The 24,464-nt window shown below is 57.5% G+C and carries 17 protein-coding genes and 3 rRNA genes; 18 read left to right on the top strand and 2 right to left on the bottom strand.

The window, feature by feature from the left end:
- The first annotated feature begins 19 nt into the window (after positions 1-19).
- From ileS to QUE41_RS03330, 10 genes are all read left to right on the top strand, one after another.
- Positions 20-2,836, top strand: coding sequence for an isoleucine--tRNA ligase (gene ileS / locus QUE41_RS03285; protein ID WP_286341524.1), 2,817 nt, complete (start codon positions 20-22; stop codon positions 2,834-2,836).
- A 10-nt stretch (positions 2,837-2,846) separates the two neighbouring features.
- On the top strand, positions 2,847-3,347 hold the full coding sequence (lspA, locus tag QUE41_RS03290; protein ID WP_286341525.1) for a signal peptidase II: 501 nt from the start codon (positions 2,847-2,849) through the stop codon (positions 3,345-3,347).
- Positions 3,344-3,790: an FKBP-type peptidyl-prolyl cis-trans isomerase gene (fkpB, locus tag QUE41_RS03295; RefSeq protein ID WP_286341526.1), complete on the top strand. Its 447-nt coding sequence runs from the start codon at positions 3,344-3,346 to the stop codon at positions 3,788-3,790. Before lspA ends, fkpB begins: the two co-directional genes overlap by 4 nt.
- A 2-nt stretch (positions 3,791-3,792) precedes the next feature.
- Positions 3,793-4,722 (top strand): 4-hydroxy-3-methylbut-2-enyl diphosphate reductase, encoded by a 930-nt coding sequence (gene ispH, locus QUE41_RS03300; RefSeq protein WP_286341527.1) that lies wholly within the window; start codon positions 3,793-3,795, stop codon positions 4,720-4,722.
- A gap of 107 nt (positions 4,723-4,829) precedes the next feature.
- Complete coding sequence (gene pilV, locus QUE41_RS03305; protein WP_286341528.1) at positions 4,830-5,387, top strand: type IV pilus modification protein PilV; 558 nt, start codon at positions 4,830-4,832, stop codon at positions 5,385-5,387.
- Positions 5,384-6,337: a PilW family protein gene (locus QUE41_RS03310; protein WP_286341529.1), complete on the top strand. Its 954-nt coding sequence runs from the start codon at positions 5,384-5,386 to the stop codon at positions 6,335-6,337. Before pilV ends, QUE41_RS03310 begins: the two co-directional genes overlap by 4 nt.
- A complete protein-coding gene (locus tag QUE41_RS03315) occupies positions 6,334-6,774 on the top strand; it encodes a pilus assembly protein PilX (protein WP_286341530.1) in 441 nt (146 codons plus the stop codon). The genes QUE41_RS03310 and QUE41_RS03315 overlap by 4 nt, the downstream gene beginning before the upstream one ends.
- 2 nt (positions 6,775-6,776) lie before the next feature.
- On the top strand, positions 6,777-10,430 hold the full coding sequence (locus QUE41_RS03320; protein ID WP_286341531.1) for a pilus assembly protein: 3,654 nt from the start codon (positions 6,777-6,779) through the stop codon (positions 10,428-10,430).
- A complete protein-coding gene (locus QUE41_RS03325) occupies positions 10,430-10,825 on the top strand; it encodes a type IV pilin protein (protein WP_286341532.1) in 396 nt (131 codons plus the stop codon). Before QUE41_RS03320 ends, QUE41_RS03325 begins: the two co-directional genes overlap by 1 nt.
- The gene (locus tag QUE41_RS03330) at positions 10,822-11,091 is read left to right on the top strand and encodes a TapY2 family type IVa secretion system protein (RefSeq protein ID WP_286341533.1); all 270 of its coding nucleotides are present in this window, start codon (positions 10,822-10,824) and stop codon (positions 11,089-11,091) included. Before QUE41_RS03325 ends, QUE41_RS03330 begins: the two co-directional genes overlap by 4 nt.
- On the opposite strand, the gene QUE41_RS03335 is transcribed toward QUE41_RS03330, so the two are convergent.
- Positions 11,092-11,619 carry a GspH/FimT family pseudopilin gene (locus QUE41_RS03335; RefSeq protein WP_286341534.1) on the bottom strand — a complete coding sequence of 176 codons (528 nt, stop codon included), beginning with the start codon at positions 11,617-11,619 and terminating at the stop codon, positions 11,092-11,094.
- Between the two features lie 110 nt (positions 11,620-11,729).
- On the opposite strand from QUE41_RS03335, the gene QUE41_RS03340 reads away from it, so the two are divergent.
- Positions 11,730-12,068, top strand: a complete 339-nt coding sequence (locus QUE41_RS03340; protein ID WP_028110389.1) for a P-II family nitrogen regulator — start codon at positions 11,730-11,732, stop codon at positions 12,066-12,068.
- Between the two features lie 57 nt (positions 12,069-12,125).
- Here QUE41_RS03340 and QUE41_RS03345 read toward each other — a convergent pair whose 3' ends face one another.
- Positions 12,126-12,893, bottom strand: coding sequence for an outer membrane protein assembly factor BamD (locus QUE41_RS03345; RefSeq protein WP_286341535.1), 768 nt, complete (start codon positions 12,891-12,893; stop codon positions 12,126-12,128).
- A gap of 123 nt (positions 12,894-13,016) precedes the next feature.
- Here QUE41_RS03345 and rluD point away from each other — a divergent pair, with 123 nt between their 5' ends.
- The 7 genes from rluD to QUE41_RS03380 all read left to right on the top strand — a co-directional run bounded on the left by rluD (position 13,017) and on the right by QUE41_RS03380 (position 24,357).
- Entirely contained in the window at positions 13,017-13,988 is a 972-nt protein-coding gene (gene rluD / locus QUE41_RS03350; protein ID WP_286341536.1) for a 23S rRNA pseudouridine(1911/1915/1917) synthase RluD, read from the top strand.
- A complete protein-coding gene (gene pgeF, locus QUE41_RS03355; RefSeq protein ID WP_286341537.1) occupies positions 13,988-14,710 on the top strand; it encodes a peptidoglycan editing factor PgeF in 723 nt (240 codons plus the stop codon). Before rluD ends, pgeF begins: the two co-directional genes overlap by 1 nt.
- Before the next feature lie 70 nt (positions 14,711-14,780).
- Complete coding sequence (clpB, locus tag QUE41_RS03360; RefSeq protein ID WP_286341538.1) at positions 14,781-17,351, top strand: ATP-dependent chaperone ClpB; 2,571 nt, start codon at positions 14,781-14,783, stop codon at positions 17,349-17,351.
- Positions 17,352-17,900: 549 nt separating this feature from the next.
- Positions 17,901-19,455, top strand: a 16S ribosomal RNA gene (locus QUE41_RS03365).
- A 359-nt stretch (positions 19,456-19,814) separates the two neighbouring features.
- Positions 19,815-22,700, top strand: a 23S ribosomal RNA gene (locus QUE41_RS03370).
- 90 nt (positions 22,701-22,790) lie between these two features.
- Positions 22,791-22,905 (top strand): 5S ribosomal RNA (gene rrf, locus QUE41_RS03375).
- Together the 16S, 23S and 5S rRNA genes form the textbook arrangement of a ribosomal RNA operon.
- A 1,278-nt stretch (positions 22,906-24,183) precedes the next feature.
- Positions 24,184-24,357 carry a hypothetical protein gene (locus QUE41_RS03380; protein ID WP_157509253.1) on the top strand — a complete coding sequence of 58 codons (174 nt, stop codon included), beginning with the start codon at positions 24,184-24,186 and terminating at the stop codon, positions 24,355-24,357.
- Positions 24,358-24,464: the final 107 nt, after the last annotated feature.

The following is a 24,464-nucleotide window of genomic DNA, read 5'->3' on the forward strand; positions in this document are numbered from 1 at the left end:
AACTATGGTGAAAGGATCGATGAGCGACTACAAATCAACGCTAAACCTGCCGGAAACTGAGTTCCCCATGCGTGGCAACCTGGCCAAGCGGGAACCTGAGATGCTGAAACGCTGGGACGAGAAAGAGCTGTACAAAGCGATTCGTGCCAGCCGTCAGGGTGCGAAGCCATTCATTCTACATGATGGCCCTCCATATGCGAATGGCGACATTCATATCGGTCACTCTGTTAACAAGATCCTGAAAGACATCATTATTAAGTCCAAGACCCTGGCCGGCTTCGATGCCCCCTATGTGCCGGGTTGGGACTGTCACGGTCTGCCTATCGAACTGAAGGTCGAGGGCAAGGTGGGTAAGCCTGGCCAGAAGATCTCTGCCGCTGAGTTCCGTCAGAAGTGCCGCGAGTACGCCCACAAGCAGGTGGAGGGTCAGAAAGCTGACTTCATCCGTCTGGGTGTGCTGGGAGAGTGGGACAAGCCCTACCTAACCATGGATTACGGCACCGAGGCGGAGATCATTCGCTCCCTGGCCAAGATCATCGACAATGGTCACCTGCACAAGGGCGCCAAGCCGGTTCACTGGTGCACCGACTGTGGCTCTGCCCTGGCCGAGGCCGAGGTGGAGTATGAGGATAAGACCTCGCCCTCCATCGATGTGCGTTTCAGCGCCGTGGACGCCAAGCTGGTGGAAGACAAGTTTGACTGTGCCGAAGGCCACACCGGCCAAGGCCCTGTCTCCGTGGTGATCTGGACCACCACCCCCTGGACCCTGCCTGCCAACCGCGCCGTGTGTCTGCACGCCGATCTGCAGTACGCCCTGGTTCAGGTTGAGGGTGACAACCCCGAGCGCCTGATCCTGGCTGCGGATCTGGTTAAGGATGTGATGGACCGTGCCGGCATCGAACACTTCCACAACCTGGGCTACTGTAAGGGCCAGGATCTGGAGATGCAGCAGTTCAACCACCCCTTCTACGAGATGACCGTACCGGCCATCCTGGGCGATCACGTGACCACAGAGTCCGGTACCGGCGTGGTGCACACCGCCCCCGGCCATGGTCAGGAGGATTTCGCGGTGGGTCTGAAGTACAACCTGGAGGTGGCCAACCCTGTGGGCAACAACGGTGTCTACCTGCCTGACACCCCCCTGTTTGCCGGTCAGCACGTCTTCAAGGCCAATAATGCCGTGGTGGACGTGCTGAAGGAGAAGGGTGCCCTGCTGCATCACGAGTCCTTCCGTCACTCCTACCCGCACTGCTGGCGTCACAAGACCCCCATCATCTTCCGTGCCACTCCCCAGTGGTTCATCTCCATGGATCAGGCCAAGCTGCGTGAGCGCTCCCTGGAGGAGATCAAGGGCGTGCAGTGGATCCCCGACTGGGGCCAGAGCCGCATCGAGGGCATGGTTGCCGGTCGTCCCGACTGGTGTATCTCCCGTCAGCGCACCTGGGGTGTGCCTATCGCCCTGTTCGTCCACAAAGAGACTCAGGCGCTGCATCCCAACTCTGTTGCCCTGATGAACATGGTGGCGGACCGGGTTGCCGATGCCGGCATCCAGGCCTGGTGGGATCTGGACGTTGCCGAGCTGCTGGGTGAGGAAGCGGATCAGTACGACAAGGTGATGGACACCCTGGACGTATGGTTTGATTCCGGCTCCACCCACGCCTCCGTGGTGGATGCCCGTGACGAGTTTGGTGGTGCCGAGGTAGACCTCTACCTGGAAGGTTCCGACCAACACCGCGGCTGGTTCATGTCCTCCCTGATGACCGGTGTGGCCATCAAGGACAAGGCCCCCTACAAACAGGTGCTGACCCACGGCTTCACCGTGGATGGCAAGGGCCGCAAGATGTCCAAGTCCATCGGTAACGTCATCAGCCCTCAGCAGGTGGTAAACAAGCTGGGTGCCGACATTCTGCGCCTGTGGGTGGCTTCCACCGACTACACCGGTGAGATGACTGTCTCCGATGAGATTCTCAAGCGCAGCGCCGACGCTTACCGCCGTATCCGTAACACCGCCCGCTTCCTGCTGGCCAACATCAATGGCTTCGAGCCGAGCCAGCACATGGTGGCCCCGGCCGAGATGGTGGAGCTGGACCGCTGGATGGTGGCCCGTGCCTACGATCTGCAAAAAGAGCTGGTTGAGGCCTACGACAGCTACAACCTTCTGCAGGTAACCCAGAAGCTGATGCACTTCTGCTCCATCGAGCTGGGCAGCTTCTACCTGGATATCATCAAGGACCGCCAGTACACCGCCAAGGCGGACAGCCATGCACGCCGCTCCTGCCAGAGCGCCATGTACCTGATTCTGGAAGCCATGGTTCGCTGGATGGCGCCGGTAATGAGCTTTACCGCCGACGAGATCTGGCAGCTCCTGCCTGGTGAGCGCGATCAGTTTGTCTTTACCCAGACCTGGTACGACGGTTTGAGCCGCGAAGAGGGCTCCCTGAGCGATGACCAGTGGCAGCAGCTGCTGGAGGTGCGCAGTGTGGTTCGCAAGGCGCTGGAAGAGGCCAAGTCCGACGGCATCAACAACCCGCTGGACGCCAGTGTGACCCTGTATGCCGACGACAGCCTGACTCCGTTGCTGGCCAGCCTGGGTGATGAGCTGCGTTTCGTGCTGATCACCAGTGATGTTAAGCTGGCGCCACTGGCTGACGCCGGTGAGCTGGCTGAGACCGCCCTGGCCGGCATCAAGGTAGGCGTGACCCTGTCTGAGGCCGCCAAGTGTGAGCGCTGTTGGCACCACCGCGAAGACGTGGGCAGCCACGGTGAGCACCCAAGCCTGTGCGGCCGCTGTGTCACCAACGTTGACGGTGACGGAGAGCAGCGTCAGTTTGCCTAACGGAGTGACAATGGCACTACAGTGGAACAACAGCGGCCTGCGATGGATCTGGGTCGCTCTGGTGGCCCTGGTCCTGGATCAGGCGACCAAGCTGGCGGTGATGGACAGCTTTCAGCTCTATGAAAGCGTGGCCCTGATCCCCAGCCTGAATCTGACCTATGTGCACAACACAGGTGCCGCCTTCAGCTTCCTGGCCGATGCCGGGGGCTGGCAGCGCTGGGCCTTTGCCGGCTTTGCCCTGGTGGTGACCACGGTGTTGCTGGTGCTGATGCGCCGCCAGGAGAGCAGCCAGTGGCGGCTGAATCTCTCCTATGCGCTGATCATCGGCGGTGCCATAGGCAATGTTATCGACCGGGTTGCCTATGGCTACGTGGTGGATTTTATCGATTTCTACGTGGGGAGCTGGCACTGGCCAGCCTTCAATATCGCCGACAGCGCCATCTGCGTTGGGGCGGTACTGATGATCCTCGACAGCTTTATGGACGGCCGTAAGGTCAAGGAGGCGTCATGACAGAGCCAGTGATTGGCAACAACAGTCAGGTATTCGTTCACTTCAATGTGGAGTTGCCCGACGGCACTGTCGCCGACAGCACCCGTGCCCATGGAAAGCCCGCCCGGCTGACCCTGGGGGACGGCAGCCTCAGCGGTGCGTTCGAAGCGGCCATTCGCGGCATGAGTAAGGGAGAGACCCGCCGTTTCTCCCTGGATCCTCAGCACGCCTTCGGTGAGCGTAACCCGGACAACATCCACCATATGGATCGCACCCAGTTTGCCGCCGACGCGGATCTGACTGAGGGGACCATCATGGCGTTTTCCACTCCAGACGGAAACCAGGTGCCGGGCATCATCCGTGAGGTGGCCGGGGACTCTGTCACCGTGGATTTCAACCATCCCCTGGCCGGGCAGATGGTGATCTTCGACCTGGAAGTGCTGGACATCATCGTTAAGGACTGAGCATGCAGATTCAACTGGCAAACCCCCGGGGCTTCTGCGCCGGCGTCGACCGGGCCATCAGCATCGTAGAGCGGGCCCTGGAACTGTTTGAGCCGCCCATCTATGTGCGTCATGAAGTGGTGCACAACCGCTACGTGGTGGACAGCCTGCGTCAGCGGGGCGCAGTGTTTGTGGATGAGTTGCACGAGGTGCCGGACAACAGCATCGTCATCTTCAGTGCCCACGGGGTGTCTCAGGCGGTGCGTCAGGAAGCGGACAACCGCGGCCTCAAGGTGTTCGATGCCACCTGCCCTCTGGTGACCAAGGTGCATATGCAGGTGACCCGGGCCAGCCGAAAGGGGCTGGAGTGTGTGCTCATTGGCCATGCGGGACACCCAGAGGTGGAAGGCACCATGGGCCAGTACGATAACGCCGACGGTGGCATCTACCTGGTGGAGTCTCCGGAGGATGTGCTCAAGATGGAGGTCCGGGATCCGGACAACCTGCAGTTTGTTACCCAGACTACCCTGTCTGTGGATGATACTGCAGAGATCATCGAGACCCTTAGGAGCCGCTTCCCCTCCATTGCCGGGCCCCGAAAGGATGACATCTGTTACGCCACCCAGAATCGTCAGGATGCGGTGCGTGAGCTTGCCTCCCGCTGTGATCTGGTGTTGGTGGTCGGCTCCAAGAACTCCTCCAACTCCAACCGCCTGCGTGAGCTGGCGGAGAAGTCCGGTGCCCGAGCCCATCTGGTGGATGGCGCGGAAGACATCGACGCCGCCTGGCTGGAAGGGGCCGCCACCATTGGCGTGACCGCCGGTGCCTCGGCGCCGGAAGTGCTGGTGAAAGGGGTGGTTGCCGAGCTTCAGAATCTTGGCGCCGACTCGGTCGAAGAGGCCCAGGGCAGAGAAGAAAACGTGGTTTTCCAAGTGCCTATAGAGCTGAGATAAGCATCTTCTGTTTCGATATAACAGGCGCCACCCTCTCGGGTGGCGCTTTTTTTGTGCTGGCATAAGCTTAGATCTATAGGGAACTCCACCGAGCCAACAAGGATGTTATGGCGATTTCTACCCAATCAGGGGTCACCCTGATCGAGGTGCTGGTGGCGGTGGTGGTGCTGGCAGTGGGACTGCTGGGCACCCTGCAACTGCACCTCGTTGCTCAGCGAAGCAGCTTTGAGTCCTTCGAGCATGCCAGGGCCCTGATCCTGGCGGAAGCCATGCTGGAACGGATACGACTCAACCCCTCTCAGTTGGCAGCCTATCAGGGCAGCTACGGCACTTCCGTGCCCTCTCCCCCTACCCCTGCCTGTGTGTCTGTCAGCAGTGCCATCACCCCCTGTACTCCGGCTCAAATGCTCAATTGGGACAGTTATCAGTGGGCCCTGTCCCTGCGTGGAGGTGGGGAACTCAAAGGCTCCCAGGCAACTGGGCTGGCGGCGGCACAGGGCTGTGTTCGCGTCCAGGGGAGCAGGGTGGAGGTGGTGGTCAGCTGGCAGAGCCGCCACAGCACCCGGGATGGTGCTGCCTCGGGAGACAGCTGGCGTAACGAGTGTGGCAGCGGCGGCCCCAGGCGGCGACAGGCCTACCTGGACAGCAGCAAGGTGACTCTATGAGGCGAAACCTGGGACTGACTCTGGTGGAGATGATGATCGCCATGGCACTGGGGCTGTTTGTGCTGGGCTCTGTGCTGGGCGTCTTCGTCGCCTCCTCCTCCTCGGTGAGCCATACCGGCCAGTACAACCAGCTGCAGGAGTCGGCACGGCTGGCCCTGAGACTGATGAAGGAAGAGATCGCCCAAGCAGGGTTTTGGGGAGAGCTCACCGGAGATTCATTGAATCTGGGCAGTGTCCAGGTGCTGGCTGCGGTGGGCAATGACTGCATCGGCGACGGTGACAACAACGGGTCACTGCCTGGGCAGCGCGGGCACTTTCGTTTCCTGTGGGCCTACCGGCAAACCGCTTCTCCCAAGATGACCTGCGCGCAGGAAGCCCTGGAGGGCAGCCATGTAGTGCAGATTAAGCGTGCCATGGGGCCGGCGCAGGACATCGCTGGCCTGGACAGCAACCGTTACTACCTGCTCGCCAATGCCAGTCGCGGAGTCCTGTTCGCCGGCGACACCCTGCCGGTGCCAACCCTGACCCAGGGGCGTTACTGGGAGTTTCAGCATCGGGTGTTCTACGTGGAGCGCCGAGATGACGGGGTGCCGGTGCTCAAGTGGCGCCAGCTCTATGTCAACGGTGGCATGGTCGAGGAGGAGCTGGTGGAGGGGGTGGAGACCCTGCAATTGAGGCTGGGGGTGGACTCAACCGGAGACGGGGCGGTAGACAGCTATATCCTGCCTGACCTCCTGAGCCATGAGCAGTGGGAGGGGGCCCTGACCCTGGTGTCGGTCTCCCTGTTTCTGGTGGTTCGCGGCGTGGAGGCGGATCCTCTGGCACAACAGACTCTGGCGCTGACCCTGCCAGACGGCACCCTGAGCTTCGATGACGGCATTCCCAGGCGGCTGTTCAGCGCCACAGTGATGTTGCGCAATCCGGTCCTCTCTCTGAGGGGGCAGTTATGAGACGACAATGCGGTGCCGTATTGGTGGTCAGCACCTTCCTGTTGGTGCTGCTGATGGTGCTCGGGCTGTCATTGGCGGGGGGAAGCCGGGTGACCCTGATGGGGTCGGCGGCGTCGGCGGCTCGTCAGTTGGCGTTGCAGCAGGCCAGGGGAGCCCAGGAGGGGTTTGTGGAGCGCCAGCGCCTGGCCAGGGAAGACAGCTTGCTGCTCACCAACAGCGGCACTCGGACTCAGGCCGACACCCTGTTTTCCGCCGAGCACAGTATAGGTTTCATCTCAGAGGCCCCCTGTAAGCGGACGGCGTTGGCGGATGCGGGCAGCAACTTTGTCTGTCGAACCAATCAGGTCAGCTCTCAAGTGAGGTATGGAAAGGGGGAGATGGGCCGCCTGAGTGTGACCACAGGGATAGAGCAGCAGGTGCTGCTGGTGGGGAACTGACGATGCGAACTTTGTTGGTAGCAATGGCGATCTGGGGGGTAGGCATCGGCTGGGCCGATGACACCGAGCTCTATGTATATGGCGGCACCCTGACGTCGGACAGCCGCCCCCAGGTGCTGATCATCTTCGATAATTCAGGTTCGATGAAAACTGAGGAGGAGGAAGCGCCGCCCCCCTTTGACCCTGGCCATGACTACACCGCAGGCAATGACCGTGGCCGCTTCTACTATGTGCGTGGTCAGGTGAATGACAACCTGCCGGACCCCAGAAGCGGCAGTGAATACCGCTACTTTGACCGCAGCCTCAATGGCTGCGCCGCGGCAGAGGCGCCTATGGTCCCAGAAGATCCTGGCGCCGGGACCCTCATCGATCACAACGGCTTCTTTACCGACTCCATGCTCAACTTCCGCAAGGGGGGATGGTGGGATCCCGAGTGGCGCTGGCGCCGGTTTCCCTCCAGCCTGAGATGGGCTCATGACCGGGGCAGCATCGACGGATACGGTTTTGACTGCCTGCAGGACATCCATGACCTTCGCCTGAACAATGCGGCGGGGCACACCAGTACCAGCCTGCAGATGAGCGGTTTCCCCCAGGACCTGCAGCAGAGTGCGCCCTATGATGGCAGTCATGCGGGTCTCGGCGCTGCCGAGCTGGAAGCGGCTGCCCAGGCATCGCTGACACAAACCGGATTTGCCAATGCCGAGAGTGTCACCCTCTATACGGAGAACTACCTCTACTACCTGCATACCGCAGAGACAGTGCGTCGCAGCCGCCTGGCCATTGCCAAGGAGGTGGTGACCTCCATGGTGGAGAGTACCCCTGGTGTGGATTTCGGGCTGGCGGTGTTCAACGTCAACAGTGGCGACGACCGCTATCAGAGTGGCAGCCATGGGGGGCGCTTGCTCAGCGGCATTCAGGAGATGTCCACCATCAACAAGGCCAACCTGATCAGCACAGTAGAGGGGCTGACCGCCAGTACCTGGACCCCTCTGTGTGAGACCCTGTTTGAGGCGTATCGCTATTTCAGCGGCGGGTCATTGGCCTTTGGCAGCGGTACGGCGGTGTATGGTCAGCCTTTCGCCTCTGGAGGAAGTTACCTCAGCCCCTTTGCCAGCTGCCAGCCTCAAGCCTATGTGGTGCTGATCACCGATGGCTCGCCGACAAAGGATGAAGCCCTCAACAGTCGTATTCGCAGTGAGCTGGGAGTGGCTTCCTCCCAGGCCTATTCGGTGTATGACCCCTATCGGACCCTGGGCAGTGGCGACTGGGCAGACAGCTACCTGCCGGCACTGGCCGAGCACCTGCATACCCAGGACCTGAATGGCTCGGTCAGTGGCCGACAGAGTGTGATCACCTACACCATAGGCTTTTCCCAGGATGCCATCGACAATGCCGGCGCCCTGTTGGCGGAAACCGCCCGGCGTGGCGGTGGCCAATATTTCCCAGCCGCCAGTGCCCAGGCTTTACAGAATGCCCTGCAGAGGGTGTTTTCCGAAATTCTGGCGGTGGACGCCAGTTTTACCTCTCCCTCCATTGCGGCCAACAGTTTTGACCGGACCCAGACCCTGGACTCGGTGTACTACTCCATGTTCCTGCCCTCGGACCGTCCAAGGTGGTCCGGAAACCTGAAGAAACTGAAGATCCTGGCTTCCGGACAGGTAGTCGATGCCAGGGGGGCTCCGGGCATCGACAGCTCGGGCAACATCGCGGAGACCGCGTGCAGTTTCTGGACCCAGGCAACCACCTGCACCCTGGCGTCCAGTGGTGGGGACGGCAACTCGGTGGAGGAGGGGGGGGCCGCGGAAAGCCTGGTGGCTCAGACTCTGCGAAGAGTTCTGGTGGAGCCCGCTTCGGGGATCGGTGCCCTGGTGCCCCTCAGTCAGTCTGCTCTGGAGGCCAGGGCTGGGGGGAGCACTGCCCTGCTGGCGGAGCTGGGGGTTGGTGTCGATGAGCTGGCGGACACCCTGGCCTGGATAGGTGGCCAGGATGTGGACGATGACAATGACAACGAAGTGACCGCAGAAACCCGGACCGATCTGATGGGGGATCCCCTGCACTCCAAACCGCTGGCCATTCATTATGGCCAGGGCAAGGGGGTGCGAATTCTGATGGGGACCAACGCCGGTGTACTGCACATGTTCCAGGATGCGGGAGACACCATCTCCGAGAGCTGGAGCTTCCGTCCCCACAGATTTCTTGGTGATCAACCTACCCTGAGAAGCAACCCCAGGACCGGCGGCCACAGCGTCTATGGTGTGGATGGGTCGCCTGTGGCCTATGTGGAGGACAGCAATGGTGACGGAGAGATAGATGCCGGCAGTGGTGAGCGGGTCTGGGTGTTCTTCGGATTGCGCCGGGGAGGGCGAGCCTATTATGCCCTGGACCTGAGTAACCCGGATCAGCCCTCACTGATGTGGACGCGGACGGCTGCGGACACCGGGATGTCTCTGCTGGGACAGAGCTGGTCCGAGCCTGTGATAACGCGTATACCGGATCATCCAAGCGGCAATCTGTCGGCGGCGTCCGCCAGACCGGTGCTGGTCGTCGGTGGAGGATACGACACCAATAAGGATCTGGAGACTGTTGGCTCCCCCGACAATCTGGGAAGAGCGGTGTTTGTGCTGGATGCCCAGAGCGGAGAGCTGGTGCACAGGTTTTCCGCCGAGGGCGGAGAAGCGGGGCACACCCAGGTGGGATTTTCAGACAGCATCCCCGGCCGGGTGGCCACACTGGACGGGAATGGCGACGGATTGACGGATCGCCTGTATGCGGCGGACACCGGCGGCAATGTCTGGCGGATGGATCTGCCTGGCTTGCGCAGCAGTCACCCCTGGACCGGGTTTAAGTTTGCCGAGCTTGGCGGGGCAACCCAGGCCGATGATCGCCGCTTCCATCACGAGGTGGCGGTCGCCCAGACCAAGATCCTTCTGAAGGAGTCGCTGACTGAGACTATAGAGGGCGAGAGTGTCACCCGGGTGGTGAACACGGAGCGCCCCTATGATGCGGTGGTGATTGGCAGCGGTAATCGCTCCCACCCCAATGCAACAGGCACTCAGGATGGGCTCTTTGTCTTGAGGGATCTGAACCTCTACCCCCAGAGTTTCGATGGTGGCTCTGAGCCGGGACACAGTGAGGTGCCTGCGGCCATTACCTGGAGCCAGCTGTTTGATGTGACCGCAGATCCCATAGGCCAGGCCGATGACGCCGAACAGCGCCTGGTTCAGGAGTTGCTGGCGGGCAGTAAACAGGGGTGGCGAGTGAGCCTGAGCCAGAACGAAAAGGCGCTGTCGGCGGCCACCATTCTTAACGGCAACGCCTATTTCACCACCTTCGTCCCCGGCAACCAGAATCAGGCCGACAGCTGTCTCTCTGCAGGGCAGGGGCGGCTCTATGTGCTGGATCTGCATCTGGGACTGAATCGTTACCGCCACAGATACCTGAACCTGGGGGCGCGCCTGCCGGATACGCCCCAGGTGGTGGTACCGCCCCCGGCAGACGGAACGGATCCGGAGTGGAATCCCAAGGTATTCCTGGTGGGGGTAGGCCAGGGGTTTAGCCTGGATGAGGAGGGGATCAACCTCAGTGACAGTGGCAGCGGCGATCCGGATAAGGTGCTGGCGCCAAGGTATCTCTATTACTACCAGGGAGGAGAGTGATGAAGACCCAGCGGGGCATCAGTTTGATAGAGCTGATGTTGGTGGTAGCCATTCTGGGGTTGCTGATGACACTGGCTCTGCCCTCTTACCGGGGGCAACTGGCAACCGGGTATCGCAGTGAGGCGGTGGCGGCGCTGATGAAGCTGGCGAATCTGCAGGAACGTTACTATCTCCATCATCAAAGCTACACCGATGATATGACCAACTTGGGGATGAGCGCCGATCCCTGGCTGGTGGACAGTGGTCGTTACTCCCTGGATGCTCAGTCGGCGGGAAACGACGGTTTTGTGCTTAAGGCGACGGCCTTGGGGGCACAAGCCTCAGTGGACCCAGGCTGTGCGGCCATCACGCTGAACGAAATCGGAGCGCGAACTCCTCTGGAGTGCTGGCAATGAAACTGTTGTGGATGATTCTGCCTCTGATGCTGAGCCAGCCAATGAGGGTGGAGTACAAATGCTGGCTGGAGGACAGCCTGGGTCGGGAGCGGGTGCTGTTTTTCCTCTGGTACCCCAGCCGTGCCCGTCAGGAACAGCTGCAATTGCCCGGGCGGGGGCTGGTCGAGGAGACGGCACAGATACTGAGGGTGATGGAGTGTCAGCCGGGCCGCGAGCGGTTTCGTTCTCCCAAAGCCCGGGCCCTGGAGCAACTGACGCCCAGATGATCACTGGCAGCTGGTGCTGCCGTCATGTTCTTCCAGCTTGACCCGTCCGGTGCGGCTGATCACCACCTTCACCGGGTGGCTGACCAGTGGCTGATCGCTGCAGTAGTAGAAGCTGCCATTTTGGCCGGTGAACCCCTCGGGGTCGAATCGGATCGCATTGACCGTGGCACTGTATTTCAGGTGGTCTTGAGAGTCGATGCCCGTGCGGCTGAACATGACAAGATCGTCACTGTCCAGGGTTTGCAGGGGGAGGGCGTCGATAAACACCTGGTAGCCTTCTCCCCAGTTGCCATCACACTGGTTGCTTGTGGAGACAGGGCATAGGGTGACCATGGCCTGGTAGCTCAGAGCCAGGTGACGGGCCTGGGTCAGGTCGTGGTAGAGGGCATGGATTTTCGCCTTGGCTCGGGCATCTGCAAACAGGCTGCGCATGGAGGGAGCGCCCCAGAGTAACAGGATGGCGGCAACCGCCAATGCGATCATAAGTTCGATCAGGGTTAACCCCTGCTCGTAGCGTCCAGGCAACATTTCAGGCTTCCCTATCCCGATTTGAATCGCTTACACTCTTTATCAGTTTAGCTGGCAACAGGCTGGCATGGTTGTGTAATGGCGCGGACTGCGCCGAAGGGTGAGGGCAGATGAAAAAGATTGAAGCGATCATCAAGCCGTTTAAGCTGGATGATGTTCGGGAGGCACTGGGCGAGATCGGTGTGAATGGGATGACGGTTCAGGAAGTCAAAGGCTTCGGTCGTCAGAAAGGACACACTGAGCTGTATCGTGGTGCCGAGTATATGGTGGATTTTCTGCCCAAGGTGAAGATTGATCTGGTGATTGCCGATGAGCTGGTTGACCAGGCCATTGAAGCGATCGTTGATATTGCCCGTACCGGTAAGATTGGTGATGGCAAAATTTTCGTCACCGACGTTGAGCGGGTGATTCGCATCCGTACCGGTGAAGAGAACGAAGACGCCATCTAAGAAAGCGGTTTATTAAAAAAAGGCGCCGGTTGGCGCCTTTTTTGATTCTGCACAGACTCAGTCTGCCAAACTGTTTTCCGGGTAGGTTGCCTTGAGAACGGTCAATACGTTCTGCTTCAATTTTTCCTGACCCAGTTCTTCGTAGCTCTTAACCATCACCTCCAGCGCACCCTCTACTGCAGGGGTGCCGGCGTAGGTTTCCAGAATCTGCTGGGCACGGTTGGCGGCGGCCACCCAGGCTTCAATCTTGACGTAGTACTCCGCCACTCGAAGGGAGTACTCTGCCAGACGGTTCTTGATGGCGATCATCCGCTGGCGGCCGTCGGCGGCGTAGCGGCTGTCCGGGAAGGTCTTTACCAGCTTCTCAAAATCTTTGAACGCTTCCTTGGCGTTCTCAGGATCACGGTCGGTGCGATCCATATCCAGCAGTTCGTGGAACAGGTAGCTGTCCGCCTGCATGTTCACCAGACCACGCATGTAGTAGACGTAGTCGATATCCTTGTGGGTAGGATTGAGTCGGATAAAGCGGTCGATGTTCGCCAGGGCGCTGGCGGTGTCGGCCATCTTGTAATAGGCGTAGATCAGGTCCAGCTGCACCTGAGTTTTGTAGGTGCCGAAGGGGTATCTGGAATCCAGGGCTTCAAGAACCTTGGAGGCCTTGGTAAAGTTGCCGGCTTCCATGGCCTGGCGGGCATCGCCATACAGAGCTTCCGGGGAGCGGTCTTCGACGACGTAGGCATCAGGGCCCTCTTTGGTTGAGGAGCAACCGGCCATCATCAGGGTGCCGGCCAAGGCGAGAAGCAAAGGGCCTGCTAGTTTACGCATTGTTTGAACCAATTCCTTATCATTATCGTGAAGTTCTGCTGCAAAAAGAGATAAAATTGCGGCTGGAGCGATTCTATCAGAACTGCGAGTGATTTCGAGCTTTTACAGCCGCATCGAGAGTATATGACCCAACACGTTGAATTAAATGGCGTAATTGATAATACGCACCTAGGTATGCGGTTAGACCAGGCTCTGGCCGATCTGTTCCCCGACTATTCGCGCAGCCGAATCAAGGAGTGGATCCTGGCCGGTCAGGTGACTCTGGACGGAGAAACCGTCACCAAACCCAGGGAGAAGGTGTTGGTGGATCAGCAGGTGGCGATTCAAGCCACCCTTGAGGAGGAGGTGAGCTCCAAACCTCAGGATATTGAGCTGGATATCGTTTATGAGGACGACCATATCCTGGTGATCAACAAGCCAGCGGATCTGGTGGTGCACCCTGGAGCGGGCAACGCCGACGGCACCATTTTGAATGCGCTTTTGTATCACTGCCCCGAGATCGCCAATGTGCCTCGGGCCGGCATTGTTCACCGTCTGGATAAGGACACCACTGGATTGATGGTGGTGGCCAAGACGGTTCCGGCGCAAACCCATCTGGTGGCTCAATTGCAGGCCAGGGAGATTACCCGGGAGTATGAAGCCATTGCCCACGGCACCCTGACCGCTGGCGGCAGTGTGGATGCCAACATTGGCCGTCATCCTCAAAAGCGTACCCACATGGCGGTGACCGAGATTGGCAAACCTGCGGTGACCCACTACCGCATTGCTGAGAAGTTCCGTGCTCACACCAGACTGCGCCTGCGACTGGAGACCGGGCGTACTCACCAGATCCGGGTACATATGGCGCACATCAAGCATCCTCTGGTGGGCGATCCCCTCTACCAGGGACGCCCTCGTCCTACCAAGGGCGCCAGTGAGGAGTTGCAGACCGTGCTCAGAGGCTTCCGTCGTCAGGCCCTGCACGCCGTTAAGCTGGAGCTGGCCCACCCAGTGACCAGTGAGTGGATGCAGTGGCATGCGCCTGTGCCCGAGGATATGGTCAAACTGACCGAGGCGCTGCGTCAGGATACCGCCGAACGAGGCATGGATTACTGATGTGGTTTACCCCGGACTGGACTCTGCCTGAGGGTGTCGCTGCAGCCAGCACCGACAGGTTGGGTGGCCAATCCCAACCGCCTTTTGACGGTTTTAATCTGGGGGCCCATGTCGGGGATGAAGCCGAGGCGGTTCGCCTCAACAGGGAGGCGCTGCGCCTTGGGCTGCAGTTGCCCAAGGATCCTGCGTGGCTGGAGCAGGTGCATGGCACCCGGGTGGTGACCCTGCCCTGCGATGAATCGCTTCCCCGGGCCGATGCTTCCTATGCCAACACACCAAATCAGGTGTGTACCATCATGACCGCGGATTGTTTGCCTGTGCTGCTGTGCCATCGGGATGGCAGCCAGGTGGCGGCGGCCCATGCCGGTTGGCGGGGGTTGTGTGATGGAGTATTGGAGCAGACGGTGGCCCGCTTTTCCGGAGAGGCGTCGGATCTTCTGGCCTGGATAGGGCCGGCGATCTCAGCCGAGGCATTCGAAGTGGGGCCAGAGGTCAGGGAGCAGTTTGTTAGCCAGGATGCGCAAGCGGTTTCTGCCTTTGTCGCCCGTGGAGACAAATACCTGGCCAACTTGCCGCAACTGGCTTTTCAGCGCTTGTCTGCCCTGGGGCTCACCCAGATTACCCTGAGTCACCTCTGCACCTATTCAGACTCCGACAAGTTCTTCTCCTACCGTCGTGATGGCCGCTGTGGCCGCATGGCCTCTCTTATCTGGATCCGTTAAGCGGACTTGAAATCCCTGTTAAGCATACCCATCTATTCTCTGTGTTAGATGATTTGTGGGAGTTTAGGGTATGCGACTCGACCGACTGACCAACAAGTTCCAAATGGCGATCTCCGATGCCCAGTCCCTGGCATTGGGACGGGACCACCAGTACATAGAGCCTGAGCACCTCATGCTGGCCCTTCTTAATCAGGACGGCGGCACGGTTCGCCCTGTGCTGGCCGGATCGGGGATCGACGTCAATGCCCTGAGATCCAAACTGACCGAAGCGCTGGACCGGCTGCCCAAGGTGACCGGCACCGGCGGCGAAGTGCAGCTCTCCAGGCACATGGTGGCGGTGTTCAACTTGTGCGACAAGCTGGCGCAGAAGCGCAAGGATCAGTACATCTCCAGCGAGCTGTTCCTGCTGGCGGTGATTGAGCGCGGGGACGCCCTGGGTGAGACCCTGAAACAGATGGGGGCGGACAAATCCCGCCTGGAGGCCAGCATCGACAAGCTGCGGGCCGGCCAGACCGTGGAGGATCAGAACGCCGAAGATCAGCGTCAGGCCCTGTCCAAATACACCATAGATCTCACCGAGCGCGCCGAGGCGGGCAAGCTGGACCCGGTCATCGGCCGGGACGATGAGATTCGTCGCACCATCCAGGTGCTGCAGCGTCGCACCAAGAACAACCCTGTACTGATTGGTGAACCCGGTGTGGGTAAGACCGCCATCGTCGAGGGGCTGGCCCAGCGGATCATCAATGGAGAGGTACCGGAAGGCCTCAAGGGGAAAAAGGTGCTGTCTCTGGACATGGGGTCCCTGCTGGCGGGGGCCAAATACCGGGGTGAATTCGAGGAGCGTCTCAAGGCGGTGCTCAATGAGCTGTCTCAGCTTGAGGGGCAGATCATCCTGTTTATCGACGAACTGCACACCATGGTCGGTGCCGGTAAGGCGGAAGGGGCCATGGATGCCGGTAACATGCTCAAACCCGCCCTGGCCAGGGGTGAGCTGCACTGTGTCGGCGCCACCACCCTGGATGAATACCGTCAGTACATAGAGAAGGATGCGGCCCTCGAGCGCCGCTTCCAGAAGGTGCTGATCGAAGAGCCCAGCGTCGAGGACACCATCGCCATCTTGCGGGGACTCAAGGAACGCTATGAGCTGCACCACAGTGTGGAGATCACCGACCCGGCCATCGTGGCTGCGGCCACCCTGTCTCACCGTTATGTGTCTGACCGTCAGCTTCCGGATAAGGCCATCGACCTTATCGACGAGGCGGCATCCTCCATCCGCTTGCAAATTGATTCCAAGCCTGAGCCCCTGGACAGGCTGGAGCGCAAGATCATCCAGCTGAAGCTGGAGGAGGAGGCGCTCAACAAGGAGGAGGATGAGGCCAGTCGCAAGAGGCTGCAGATTCTCACCGACCAGCTTCACGGGCTGGAGCGGGAGTATACCGAGCTTGAGGAGGTCTGGAAGACCGAAAAGGCTGCCCTGGCCGGCACTCAGCACATCAAATCTGCCCTGGAGCGCGCCCGTCAGGATCTGGAGGTGGCCAAGCGGGCCAGTGATCTCAGCCGCATGTCCGAGTTGCAGTATGGCCGTATCCCTGAGCTGGAGAAGCAGCTGGATCTCGCCGCCCAGGCTGAGATGCAGGACATGAATCTGCTGCGAAACAAGGTGACGGACAACGAGATTGCCGATGTTCTCTCCAAGGCGACCGGGATCCCCGTGGCCAAGATGCTGGAGGGGGAGCGTGAGAAGTTGCTGCGTATGGAGTCGATGCTGCATAAGCGTGTCATCGGTCAGGAGGAAGCGGTATTGGCGGTATCCAATGCGATTCGCCGCAGCCGGGCAGGGCTGGGAGATCCCAAGCGACCGATTGGTTCTTTCCTGTTCCTGGGACCCACAGGTGTGGGTAAGACCGAGCTGTGCAAATCCCTGGCTCAGTTCCTGTTCGACACCGATGAGGCGATGGTTCGCATCGATATGTCGGAGTTTATGGAGAAGCATTCGGTGGCACGGCTGGTGGGCGCACCTCCCGGTTACGTGGGCTACGAAGAGGGGGGCTACCTGACCGAGGCGGTCCGCCGCAAGCCCTATTCGGTTATCTTGCTGGATGAGGTGGAGAAGGCCCACCCGGATGTTTTCAACATTCTTTTGCAGGTGCTGGATGATGGCCGCCTGACCGACGGTCAAGGCAGAACCGTGGATTTCCGCAACACTGTGGTGATCATGACCTCTAACCTGGGCTCGGATCTGATTCAGCAACAGGCTGGTGAAGACTATGAGCAGATGAAGTCCGCGGTGATGGGGGTGCTGAGTCAGGCATTCAGACCTGAGTTCCTCAACCGCATCGATGAAACCGTGGTGTTCCACCCTCTGGCCAAGCAGCACATCAAGGCCATTGCCCGTATTCAGTTGGAACTGCTTCAGAAGCGGCTGACTGAGAGAGACTATCAGCTGGAGGTAAGCGAAGAGGCGCTGTCACTGATCGCTGAGGCTGGATTTGACCCGGTATTTGGTGCCAGGCCTCTGAAGCGAGCCATTCAGAATCGACTGGAAAATCCCCTGGCTCAGGAGATCCTCAGTGGCCGGTTATTGCCGGGTAAGAGGATCACCATAGAGAGAGGTGAGCAGGGCTTCAGTTTCATACAGTGAGCTTCAGCCGAAGAAAGAGGGGCCCTTAAGTGGGCCTCTCTCTTTTTTTAAGCGATTTAGAACCAAGAGTTATAGAGCTTTCAGCTTCCAGTCAGGATCTATGGTCTACACTTGAATGTCTGCAGCAACACCTCACAGGCCTCGCCGTTTTAAGGACCCTCCTTGGCGACGAAGATGGCGCGAGGCACCGCTCTGACCAAGCCTTGTTATGCCGATCCTTAGGATCTTGGCATCAAATGCTTGACTGTTCAGCGGTTTGCAGTATGATGATCGTCCGCTTTCGACAAGTGGCCTGGGAAAACTCCACGGAGTGAGCTCGGGACTAACTTTTTTATCTCCAGAGAGAAAAAAGTACTTGACGAAAGCAGGGAGTCGCGTAGAATGCGCCTCCTGCCTCGATGAGAGGCACGCTCTTTAACAATTAGTCAGACAATCTGTGTGGGCACTCGCGCAGGATTGATATCTCATATATCAATGTTGCACTGAGTGACTATAACAAGTTAATTCAGTAATTCATTGAGTCGGAATTTTCGGATTCCAAAAACTTTTTAATTGAAGAGTTTGATCATGGCTCAGATTGAACGCTGGCGGCAGGCCTAACACATGCAAGTCGAGCGGAAACGACAACAAAGATTCTTCGGATGATTTGTTGGGCGTCGAGCGGCGGACGGGTGAGTAATGCTTAGGAATTTGCCCAGTCGAGGGGGACAACAGTTGGAAACGACTGCTAATACCGCATACGCCCTACGGGGGAAAGAGGGGGATGCTTCGGCACCTTTCGCGATTGGATAAGCCTAAGTGAGATTAGCTAGATGGTGAGGTAATGGCTCACCATGGCGACGATCTCTAGCTGGTTTGAGAGGATGATCAGCCACACTGGAACTGAGACACGGTCCAGACTCCTACGGGAGGCAGCAGTGGGGAATATTGCACAATGGGCGCAAGCCTGATGCAGCCATGCCGCGTGTATGAAGAAGGCCTTCGGGTTGTAAAGTACTTTCAGCGAGGAGGAAAGGTTAGCGGTTAATACCCGTTAGCTGTGACGTTACTCGCAGAAGAAGCACCGGCTAACTCCGTGCCAGCAGCCGCGGTAATACGGAGGGTGCGAGCGTTAATCGGAATTACTGGGCGTAAAGCGCATGCAGGCGGTCTGTTAAGCGAGATGTGAAAGCCCCGGGCTTAACCTGGGAACTGCATTTCGAACTGGCAGACTAGAGTCTTGTAGAGGGAGGTAGAATTTCAGGTGTAGCGGTGAAATGCGTAGAGATCTGAAGGAATACCAGTGGCGAAGGCGGCCTCCTGGACAAAGACTGACGCTCAGATGCGAAAGCGTGGGGAGCAAACAGGATTAGATACCCTGGTAGTCCACGCTGTAAACGATGTCTATTAGGAGTCTGTGCCCTTGAGGCGTGGGTTCCAAAGCTAACGCATTAAATAGACCGCCTGGGGAGTACGGCCGCAAGGTTAAAACTCAAATGAATTGACGGGGGCCCGCACAAGCGGTGGAGCATGTGGTTTAATTCGATGCAACGCGAAGAACCTTACCATCCCTTGACATCCACGGAAGCTTTGAGAGATCGAAGTGTGCCTTCGGGAACCGTGAGACAGGTGCTGCATGGCTGTCGTCAGCTCGTGTTGTGAAATGTTGGGTTAAGTCCCGCAACGAGCGCAACCCTTGTCCTTAGTTGCCAGCGCGTAATGGCGGGAACTCTAGGGAGACTGCCGGTGATAAACCGGAGGAAGGTGGGGACGACGTCAAGTCATCATGGCCCTTACGGGATGGGCTACACACGTGCTACAATGGTCGGTACAAAGGGTTGCGAGCTCGCGAGAGTCAGCCAATCCCATAAAGCCGGTCGTAGTCCGGATTGGAGTCTGCAACTCGACTCCATGAAGTCGGAATCGCTAGTAATCGTGAATCAGAATGTCACGGTGAATACGTTCCCGGGCCTTGTACACACCGCCCGTCACACCATGGGAGTGGGCTGCACCAGAAGTCATTAGCTTAACCTTCGGGAGGGCGATGACCACGGTGTGGTTCATGACTGGGGTGAAGTCGTAACAAGGTAGCCCTAGGGGAACCTGGGGCTGGATCACCTCCTTACGAAATAGATACGGTTTTGCGTTGAGTGTTCACACAGATTGTCTGAAATCATCCTTAGGGGTGATTTTGGCGTTTTTGCTAAGGCAAAAACTTGCTCTTTAACAATTTGGACAAGCTGATAATTTCTCGAGATATTTGCAATTTTTGCAAGTGCCTTGAATATCTGGCGATAGATTAACGTATTGGTTGTTTAAACAATTAATGCAATCTCAAAACTCGGTATTGCGCTGGGATTTGATTTCCAATTGAGGAAGCGCTTGAGCGAGCGAGGGAGTTAACTTCTGTTAATGACCGACGCGAGTGAAAGGGCTGACGACAAGTGGGAAGCAAAGAACAAGCAAGACCCATTGGGGTTGTATGGTTAAGCGACTAAGCGTACACGGTGGATGCCTAGGCAGTCAGAGGCGATGAAGGACGTACTAACTTGCGATAAGCGGTGATGAGGCAGTAAGAGCCATTTGAGTCACCGATTTCCGAATGGGGAAACCCGGCCGCATAAGCGGTCACTGTGCACTGAATACATAGGTGTACAGAGCGAACCAGGGGAACTGAAACATCTAAGTACCCTGAGGAAAAGAAATCAATTGAGATTCCCTAAGTAGCGGCGAGCGAACGGGGATTAGCCCTTAAGCACAGAGGGTGTTAGTGGAAGCTTCTGGAAAGTAGCGCGATACAGGGTGATAGCCCCGTACACGAAAACTAACTTTGTGTGAAATCGAGTAGGACGGGACACGTGATATCTTGTCTGAACATGGGGGGACCATCCTCCAAGGCTAAATACTCCTGACTGACCGATAGTGAACCAGTACCGTGAGGGAAAGGCGAAAAGAACCCCTGTGAGGGGAGTGAAATAGAACCTGAAACCGTGTACGTACAAGCAGTGGGAGCCCTTCGGGGTGACTGCGTACCTTTTGTATAATGGGTCAGCGACTTACATTTTGTAGCGAGGTTAACCGAATAGGGGAGCCGTAGGGAAACCGAGTCTTAACTGGGCGAATGAGTTGCAAGGTGTAGACCCGAAACCCGGTGATCTACCCATGGGCAGGTTGAAGGTTGGGTAACACCAACTGGAGGACCGAACCGACTAATGTTGCAAAATTAGCGGATGACTTGTGGGTAGGGGTGAAAGGCCAATCAAACCGGGAGATAGCTGGTTCTCCTCGAAAGCTATTTAGGTAGCGCCTCGTATCTCACCATTGGGGGTAGAGCACTGTTAAGGCTAGGGGGTCATCCCGACTTACCAACCCTTTGCAAACTCCGAATACCAATGAGTGCAATTACGGGAGACACACGGCGGGTGCTAACGTCCGTCGTGGAGAGGGAAACAACCCAGACCGCCAGCTAAGGTCCCAAAGTTCTAGTTAAGTGGGAAACGATGTGGAAAGGCTCAGACAGCCAGGATGTTGGCTTAGAAGCAGCCATCATTTAAAGAAAGCGTAATAGCTCACTGGTCGAGTCGGTCTGCGCGGAAGATGTAACGGGGCTAAACTAGACACCGAAGCTGCGGATGCACACTTGTGTGCATGGTAGAGGAGCGTTCTGTAAGCGGTTGAAGGTGTGTCGAGAGGCATGCTGGACGTATCAGAAGTGCGAATGCTGACATGAGTAACGTTAAAGCGGGTGAAAAACCCGCTCGCCGGAAGACCAAGGGTTCCTGTCCAACGTTAATCGGGGCAGGGTGAGTCGACCCCTAAGGCGAGGCCGAAAGGCGTAGTCGATGGGAAACGGGTTAATATTCCCGTACTTCTTCTTACTGCGATGGAGTGACGGAGAAGGCTAGGCCAGCGCACTATCGGATGTGCGTTTAAGGTTGTAGGCGGTGTACTTAGGCAAATCCGGGTACACATTACGCTGAGAGCTGATGACGAGGTGCTACGGCACTGAAGTGGTTGATGCCATGCTTCCAGGAAAAACTTCTAAGCTTCAGGTAAGAAGGAATCGTACCCCAAACCAACACTGGTGGTCAGGTAGAGAATACCAAGGCGCTTGAGAGAACTCGGGTGAAGGAACTAGGCAAAATGGTACCGTAACTTCGGGAGAAGGTACGCTGCTGACGGTGATGGGACTTGCTCCTTAAGCTGTCGGCAGTCGCAGATACCAGGTGGCTGCAACTGTTTATCAAAAACACAGCACTGTGCAAACACGTAAGTGGACGTATACGGTGTGACGCCTGCCCGGTGCCGGAAGGTTAATTGATGGGGTTATTCTTCGGAAGAAGCTCTTGATCGAAGCCCCGGTAAACGGCGGCCGTAACTATAACGGTCCTAAGGTAGCGAAATTCCTTGTCGGGTAAGTTCCGACCTGCACGAATGGCGTAATGATGGCCACGCTGTCTCCACCCGAGACTCAGTGAAATTGAATTTGCGGTGAAGATGCCGTATACCCGCGGCTAGACGGAAAGACCCCGTGAACCTTTACTACAGCTTGGCACTGAACATTGACCCTACATGTGTAGGATAGGTGGGAGGCTTTGAAGCATTGTCGCTAGATGATGTGGAGCCGTCCTTGAAATACCACCCTTGTAGTGTTGATGTTCTAACCTGGGCCCCTGAATCGGGGTTAGGGACAGTGCCTGGTGGGTAGTTTGACTGGGGCGGTCTCCTCCCAAAGAGTAACGGAGGAGCACGAAGGTTGGCTAAGTATGGTCGGACATCATACGGTTAGTGCAATGGCATAAGCCAGCTTAACTGCGAGACAGACACGTCGAGCAGGTACGAAAGTAGGTCATAGTGATCCGGTGGTTCTGCATGGAAGGGCCATCGCTCAACGGATAAAAGGTACTCCGGGGATAACAGGCTGATACCGCCCAAGAGTTCATATCGACGGCGGTGTTTGGCACCTCGATGTCGGCTCATCACATCCTGGGGCTGAAGTCGGTCCCAAGGGTATGGCTGTTCGCCATTTAAAGTGGTACGCGAGCTGGGTTCAGAACGTCGTGAGACAGTTCGGTCCCTATCTGCCGTGGGCGTTTGAGAATTGAGAGGGGCTGCTCCTAGTACGAGAGGACCGGAGTGGACGAACCTCTGGTGTTCCGGTTGTCACGCCAGTGGCATTGCCGGGTAGCTAAGTTCGGAATCGATAACCGCTGAAAGCATCTAAGCGGGAAGCGAGCCTCAAGATGAGTTCTCACTAGACCTTTAAGGTCTCTAAAGGGCCGTCCAAGACTAGGACGTTGATAGGCAGGGTGTGTAAGCGTTGTGAGGCGTTGAGCTAACCTGTACTAATGACCCGTGAGGCTTAACCATACAACACCCAATGGGTTTTGAAATCCCAGATAGAAAAGCGCTTGCGAAAATGCAAACGAGAAACAGCTTGTGCGAATTGTTCCAAATTCGTCTGACGACCATAGCGCTGTGGTCCCACCTGATCCCATGCCGAACTCAGCAGTGAAACACAGTAGCGCCGATGGTAGTGTGGGAGTTCCCATGTGAGAGTAGGTCATCGTCAGGCACCAAATACGAGAAAGCCCGTCCTTTTGGACGGGCTTTTTTCGTTTTAAGTCCTTAAGTACGCATGAGATCAGGCCCCTGATCCCATGCGCTAATTCCCGCCGCCGGCGTCCAGCAGTGAAACACAGCAACAGCGATGGTGGAGTGGGTGCTCTCATGTGAGAGTAGGTCATCGTCAGGCACTCATTCAGAGAAAAGCCCAACCGCAAGGTTGGGCTTTTTTCGTTTCTGCTGTCTAGTGCTTCCAGATTGCTCTATGAAGGCAACGAAGCACTCCCCGTCCCTTACGCACAATCGTCTTCCTGATGAACATCAGGATCCAGTGACTTTCTTCTCAGACCCCGTAATGGCAACAAAACCACAGACACTGGATACCGGCGTACGCCGGCATGACGGTGCTGGGGGAGGCCGCATGGTAATGAAAGGGCACTGAGCGTGCGGATGGTTCAGGATGTGAGTCTTAAGGCCTATGCCAAGGTCATCCTTCTAGCAGCAGCGACGAAGCGCTTGCCGCCCCTTACGCACAATCGTCTTCCTGATGAACATCAGGATCCAGTGACTTTCTTCTCAGACCCCGTAAAGGCAACAAAATCACAGACACTGGATACCGGCGTGCGCCGGCATGACGGTGCTTGGGGAAGTCCGCCGTCGTAATGCATGAGCACCGAGCGTGCTGACGGTTCAGGCATAAAGTCTTAGGGTCTATGCCAAGATGAGGAAGGACTTCACTAGCGAATCCTTCTTGCAGCAGCAATGAAGCGCTTCCCGCGCCTCATGCACAGTCGTCACCCTGGCGCAGGCCAGGGGCCAGCGGCTTTCTTGTAACTCTTCAAAACCACAGACACTGGATCCCGGCCTACGCGGGTATGGCGGTGGTGGAGGAGGCCTCAGGCTGCGTGGTCTCTGACAGCTTCAGCGAGGTAAAGGATCGCAATCACACACTGGCTGTTCAGGAGAACACCATGGATGATTGAAATCGGTTGTTATCTTGCTGCACCTGGCCGAATCCTATTCCCTGTCGATCTGTGTTATTCCAATCATGCTGACTTTAAGGAGGTGCTCTTATGAGAGACAAACATAATTAGCTAATTTTTATCAATGGCTTATGAGCTGTGCGCCTGTTCATTTCTGACAGGGTGAACTTTGCTCAGTGATCGGGCTCAAACAGAGGTAGGGGTGGAGTTAGACTTTGGTCAAATAGTCTAAGCTGAGAGGAAGTGATATACCTTCAATCACTGACTCGCAGTATCCAAGAACAGACAACGGAATGAGGTAGAGTATGAACGAATTTGATAAGACTCCTGAGAACGGCACCGAAGGCTTTAATGAGCGCGAGAACTGGCGTTCCGGTAACCTGGGTCGGCAACTTGTCGCGGTACTCGAAGATTCCTATGGCTCAGAAATTGATGGTGATTCTCTGCAGAAGCACTGCTCAGAGGTGGCAAGAGGCTAAAACTGTTTAAAATTGGCGGTCATTGCTGGTTAGTTGGTCAGTCGGTTATTTTTCAATGAAAAAGGTCTTTACCTTTCAACCTGGGGACGTATAATTCACCTCGTTCG

Origin of the sequence: Ferrimonas sp. YFM (genome assembly GCF_030296015.1) — a bacterium.
GTDB lineage: Bacteria > Pseudomonadota > Gammaproteobacteria > Enterobacterales > Shewanellaceae > Ferrimonas.